Genomic DNA, 5,304 nt, shown 5'->3' with positions numbered 1-5,304 from the left:
TCGGCTCCTGGCGAGCCCCACCTTCACTGCCGCATCCTCCAGCAAATTCACCACCCCCTCGCTCATCCCTGAGAGCAGCGCCAATACCAACAGCTCCATCAGCTTCAGCGCCAGCGCGCTGCCAGGCTCAAGTTTGACAGTTGTCCCCGAAATTTGAGCGATCAATCGAGAAAACCTTCAAAAAATCAAAGGCTCGGGTTTTATAGCATCTTTTTTGACCCCAACATGTAGTGCCACGTTTTTTTGTTTCGTAATGATTTATTTGGATATATATGGTAATTTCGTGGTGTCCTGAGTGAAGGTGACACCATGTTCTTCCGCGTCAAGCAGTCCCAGAACCGTAAGTACCTTCAGATCGTCGAGAACCGCCGTGAAGGTGGCAAGGTGAAGCAGCGAGTCATCGGCACCGTTGGGCGTCTCGATCGACTGGAGGGGGCCGGCCAGCTTGAGTCGCTCCTCGAGTCGGGCGCCCGTCTCACAGAGTCGATCTTGCTGATCAACGCCCACCAGCAGGGCGAAGCTCCCGTCCTCTCCACCAAGCGCATCGGGGCCGTGAAGATCTTCGAGCGCCTGTGGTCAGAGACGGGGTGCCGACAGGCGATCCAGGACCTGCTGACGGATCGGAAGTTCGACTTCCCGCTCGAACGAGCGATCTTCCTGACCGTCTTGCATCGGGTGCTCGCTCCGGGCTCTGATCGTTCGGCCGAACGTTGGCGAGAGGACTACGCCATCGATGGCATGGACGGGCTTGAGCTCCACCATCTGTACCGGGCCATGATGTGGCTGGGCGAGGAGATCCCCGATCAAGCCGGTTCCACCGGCTTCAGTCCACGCTGTGTCAAGGACCTGATCGAAGAAGCGCTGTTCGCCCGACGGCGCGATCTGTTCAGCGAACTGGAGATGGTGTTCTTCGACACCACTTCGCTCTACTTCGAGGGCGAGGGTGGTGAGACCATCGGCCAGCGCGGCTACTCTAAGGACCACCGTCCGGACCTCAAGCAGATGGTGGTGGGGGCGGTGTTGGATGAGTCCGGCCGGCCGGTGTGCTGCGAGTTGTGGCCGGGGAGCACCACCGATGTCAAGACCCTGCTGCCGCTCGCGGATCGACTCAGTCGGCGCTTCGGTGTACAGCGTGCCTGCCTGGTCGCGGACCGGGGCATGATCAGCCAAGAGACCATCGATGAGCTGGAGAGACGTCACTGGCCGTACATCCTAGGAGCCCGGATGCGCAAGCAGAAAGAGGTTTCCAAGAACGTCCTGTCACGGGCCGGTCGCTACCACGAGGTCCGGGAACCTGGACAAGATCCGAAGGGGCGAGCACCGCTCAAGGTCAAGCAGGTGATGGTTGATCAGCGACGCTACATCGTCTGCCTCAACGAGGCTCAGGCCAAGAAGGATGCCGCCGACCGGGAAGCGATCGTGGCCGCCTTGCAGGAACAGCTCAAGAAGGGCGATAAGTCCCGGGTGGGCAACCGCGGCTACCGACAGTATCTGAAGACGGGAGACGGGCCGCACTTCGAGATCGACCAAGAGAAGATCAAGGCCGAGGCCCGCTACGATGGCAAGTGGGTGTTGCGCGCCAACACCGACCTGTCTGCCAGCGATGTCGCGCTCAAGTACAAGCAGCTCTGGCAGGTCGAGTCCTTGTTCCGCGACACCAAGTCGCTGCTCGAGACACGCCCGATCTTCCATCAACGGGACGACACCATCCGAGGGCATGTCTTCTGTTCCTTCTTGGCGCTCATCCTGCGCAAGGCGCTTCTCGAACGTCTCGATGACGGAGACGATCCAATCGAGTGGCAAGATCTCCTGCGCGATCTCGAGTCCCTGCAACACGTCGATGTTGCGCACCAAGGTAAGCGCTTCCGCTTGCGCACCGAGGCACGTGGGTGTAGCGGCCGGGTGTTCCAGCGCGTCGGTGTTGCTCTGCCGCCCACTGTTCAACAGATCAAGGAGGCCTCCCTCGCAAGCTGATCGCCTACATCCACACAGCATGCGTGAATGTAGTGCCACGCCTCCGTGCTGCGCCCATAGGTTATTGAATTAGAGAAGAAATAATTTTGGCACTGTCAAACTTGAGCGTTGCAGACGAGTTTCAGAGCGGTGGTTCCCTATCTTTGGACAAAATTTTCGGCTGTATAAGTGATGCGCTGCCACGGACCCCCGGTTATCCACGGCCGGCCGGCGGCGGCGCGTGTATCGCACGCGAAGCCGGCCGGCGGTGGGTAACCGGGACTCGGGGGCCACAGTCGTCATGGACGACACTCAGGCCACCTCTTCGGCCGCGCTTGCGCCGAAGTACAGCTCATCAGGCGTGCGATAGGCCAGCGCTTCATGCGGACGCGTGCCATTGTACAAGCCGACAACAGAACGCCCATGTTACTGATGAGCGCATAGTCCTTTATCGCTGGCACCCATGGCATGGCCAAGCGGTGTGGATCGTCGGTGCCGCGATCAAGGGCGATGCCGCCGTCTTCCGGTGCGTGCAGGAGCGCGACGGTCGTCGCCCGCTCGAAGTTCCGCAGTGGATGTTCGATGCCGCGTCGTGTTGCCGCACGGTGCAGGCGCCCATGCCATTGGTCAGCGTCACCGCGCTACGCGAGGTTCGCGCGCTGATCGAGGCCGTCATGCAGGCCCCGCCGGTCACTGTGCTACAAGCCGAGCACCCAATCCGCGATTTTCCGGGAGGTGCTCATGCGCAGCAAGACCCAACAGCAACAGGTCAACCAGCTAAGATTGTTCCCGCCGAGCGCGCCACTGCGCTGGACCGACGTACCGGTCGAGACACGGGCTCGCGCGGTGGCGCTGCTTGCGCGCCTACTGCGCCAGCACCTGCGCGCGCACCGCGCGGCGGAGGTGCGCGATGAGTGAGAAGATCCGACCACAGCATCTTGCGCGCAAGGCGATGCTATACATCCGGCAGTCCTCAGCATTCCAGGTCGCCCACAACCCGGAGAGCCAGAAGCTGCAGTACGCAATGCAGAGTCGGCTGCGCGATCTTGGCTTCACCGACATCGAGATCGTCGACGAGGATCTGGGTCGCTCGGCCGCTGGCACCCAAGCGCGCAGCGGTTTCGAGCGCATGGTCGCTGAGGTGTGCCTGGGGCGTGTCGGTGCGGTGGCGGCACGCGAGGTCTCACGCTTCGCGCGTAACAGTCGTGACTGGCAGCAGCTCGTCGAGGTCTGCCGGGTCGTCGACACGGTGCTCATTGACCAGGAGACCGTCTACGCTCCGCGCGCCAGCAATGATCGGCTGCTCCTGGGACTCAAGGGCAGCCTGAATGAATACGAGCTCGACTTGTTGCGGCAGCGCTCGCTGGAGGCCCGTCGCGCAATGGCGAAGCGCGGCGAGTTGATCATCGTCGCCCCCGTCGGGTTCCGCAAGACTGAGGACCATCGGCTGGAGAAGGACCCGGATCGCCGGGTGCAGGAGGCGATCCGGCTCGTGCTCGAGCAGTTCGAGCGGATCGGGTCGGTGCGCCAGACCCTGATGTGGTTCCACGAGCATGGCCTCGAGCTGCCGGCCGTGACCCCGCGCGGCGAGGTTTGCTGGAAGCGCCCGGTCTACGGAACTGTGTACCAACTCCTGACCAATCCGGCCTATGGCGGGGCATACGCTTACGGCAAGTCCGAGCGCACGGCCCGCTACGAGGCTGGCGTCGAGCATCGGAGCGACCGGCGCAAGCCGCGCGAGGAGTGGCTCGCGCTGATCCCGGGGGCGCACGAAGGCTACGTGGACTGGGAGCGTTTCGAGCGGATTCAACGCACCATCCGCGGCAACCTGCACGTCACCTCGGGCGCGCCCGGCGCAGCCCGCGAGGGCCAAGCACTGCTGTCTGGACTACTGCGCTGCCGGCGTTGCGCGGCGAAGCTCACGGTGCACTATACTGGCAGCCATCACGACGTGGCGCGCTACGTCTGTCACCGCGCCTGGCTCGACAAGGGCGAGCCGCGCTGCATCAGCTTCGGCGGAACGCGGGTCGATGCGGCAGTCGCCGCTGAAGTGCTGCGCGTCGTGCAGCCCGCTGGCATCGAGGCAGCACTCTTGGCCTATCGCGAGGACGCTCAAAAACAGGACGAGGTCCGCGCCGCGCTCGAGCGCGACCTCGAGGCGGCACGCTACGCCGCCTCACGGGCACAACGCCAGTACGATGCCGCGGACCCGGAGAACCGACTCGTCGCCGAGGAGCTTGAGCGGCGCTGGAATCAGGCGCTCGGGCGGGTGCGCGAGATCGAGGAGCGGATTGCGCAGCACGAAGGCGCGCGCGGCTCCGACCCCGCACCCACGTTGGGCGAGCTCACCGCTCTTGCCGAGCGCCTGGAAGCGCTATGGGAACATCCGGACACCGATGCGCGCCTGAAGAAGCGTATCGTGCGCTCGCTCATCCACGAGATCATGGTCGACGTCGACCCGACTGCGAGCGAGGTCGTGCTCGTGATCCATTGGATTGGCGGCGTGCACACGGAAGTGCGCGTGCCGCGTCGGCGTCGCGGCCAGAACAGCACGCATACCGCCCCGGAAACGCTCGAGGCCGTTCGCTCTCTCGCCCGCATCTGCTCCGATGCGATGATCGCGAACGTCCTCAACCGCAACGGTCGCCGCACGGGTCGAGGCAACTTCTGGACGCGCGAGCGCGTGACGGCCCTGCGCAGCCATCACGAGATTCCGGTGTACGCCGAGGAGCGCCGCACGACCGAGGGATGGTTGAATCTCACGCAGGCGGCGCGCCTGGTTGGCGTGAGCGCACGTACGCTGCGCCTTGCGGTGGAGCATGGCGAACTGACAGCCGAGCACCCGCTCCCCGATGGCCCCTGGATTTTCCGTCGTGACGTGCTGATGACCGAGCAGGCGAAGGCACTCGCAGCGAGAGCCAAGGATCGTTCGCGCCGCCCTGTAGTACCAACCGAGAGCCAAGACACTCTCGATCTATCAATGACATAGCGAGGTGGGGCAGTATGAAGACCCGTTGTAGAAGGCAAAGTAGCGCGCCAATGCGGCCTTGGCCTCGGCGCCCGTCTCCCAGGCGTGCAGATACACTTCCTCGTACTTCACACTGCGCCACAGCCGCTCGATGAATACATTATCGACAAAGCCGCCGCGGCCATCCATACTGATGCGCACCTTTGCCTGCTCCAGCGCCCCGATAAAGGCCTGGCTGGTGAACTGGCGCGCCTTCTCAGTGTTGAAGATTTCTGGGGAACCATACCGCCCCAGGGCTTCTTCCAAGGCCGCCACGCAGAAGTCCACTGTGAGCGTGTTGGACAGCCGCCAGGCCATTGCCCGCCGGGAGAAGACATCCACGA

Annotated in this window: 3 protein-coding genes and 1 pseudogene; 3 read left to right on the top strand and 1 reads right to left on the bottom strand. The window is 63.4% G+C overall.

What is annotated here, in order from left to right:
- Nucleotides 1–309 precede the first annotated feature (309 nt).
- The 3 genes from WB402_RS03230 to WB402_RS03220 all read left to right on the top strand — a co-directional run bounded on the left by WB402_RS03230 (nucleotide 310) and on the right by WB402_RS03220 (nucleotide 4,942).
- Complete coding sequence (locus WB402_RS03230; protein WP_424205478.1) at nucleotides 310–1,974, top strand: IS1634 family transposase; 1,665 nt, start codon at nucleotides 310–312, stop codon at nucleotides 1,972–1,974.
- Nucleotides 1,975–2,694: 720 nt separating this feature from the next.
- Nucleotides 2,695–2,871 (top strand): hypothetical protein, encoded by a 177-nt coding sequence (locus WB402_RS03225; protein WP_424205477.1) that lies wholly within the window; start codon nucleotides 2,695–2,697, stop codon nucleotides 2,869–2,871.
- Nucleotides 2,864–4,942, top strand: a complete 2,079-nt coding sequence (locus WB402_RS03220) for a recombinase family protein (RefSeq protein ID WP_424205476.1) — start codon at nucleotides 2,864–2,866, stop codon at nucleotides 4,940–4,942. The genes WB402_RS03225 and WB402_RS03220 overlap by 8 nt, the downstream gene beginning before the upstream one ends.
- A gap of 24 nt (nucleotides 4,943–4,966) precedes the next feature.
- Here WB402_RS03220 and WB402_RS03215 read toward each other — a convergent pair.
- Nucleotides 4,967–5,304, bottom strand: a pseudogene (locus WB402_RS03215) (transposase); the annotation flags it as partial.

This window comes from Sulfuricaulis sp. (assembly GCF_049587675.1).
Classification (GTDB): domain Bacteria; phylum Pseudomonadota; class Gammaproteobacteria; order Acidiferrobacterales; family Sulfurifustaceae; genus Sulfuricaulis.
Note: the sequence above shows the minus strand (reverse complement) of the source record. Positions and strands in the feature narration are given on the sequence as shown.

What these genes read in the sequence shown, in the direction of transcription:
- WB402_RS03230 (WP_424205478.1), top strand. Translation starts at nt 310, where the DNA reads ATGTTCTTCCGCGTCAAGCAGTCCCAGAACCGTAAGTACCTTCAGATC.
- WB402_RS03225 (WP_424205477.1), top strand. Translation starts at nt 2,695, where the DNA reads ATGCGCAGCAAGACCCAACAGCAACAGGTCAACCAGCTAAGATTGTTC.
- WB402_RS03220 (WP_424205476.1), top strand. Translation starts at nt 2,864, where the DNA reads ATGAGTGAGAAGATCCGACCACAGCATCTTGCGCGCAAGGCGATGCTA.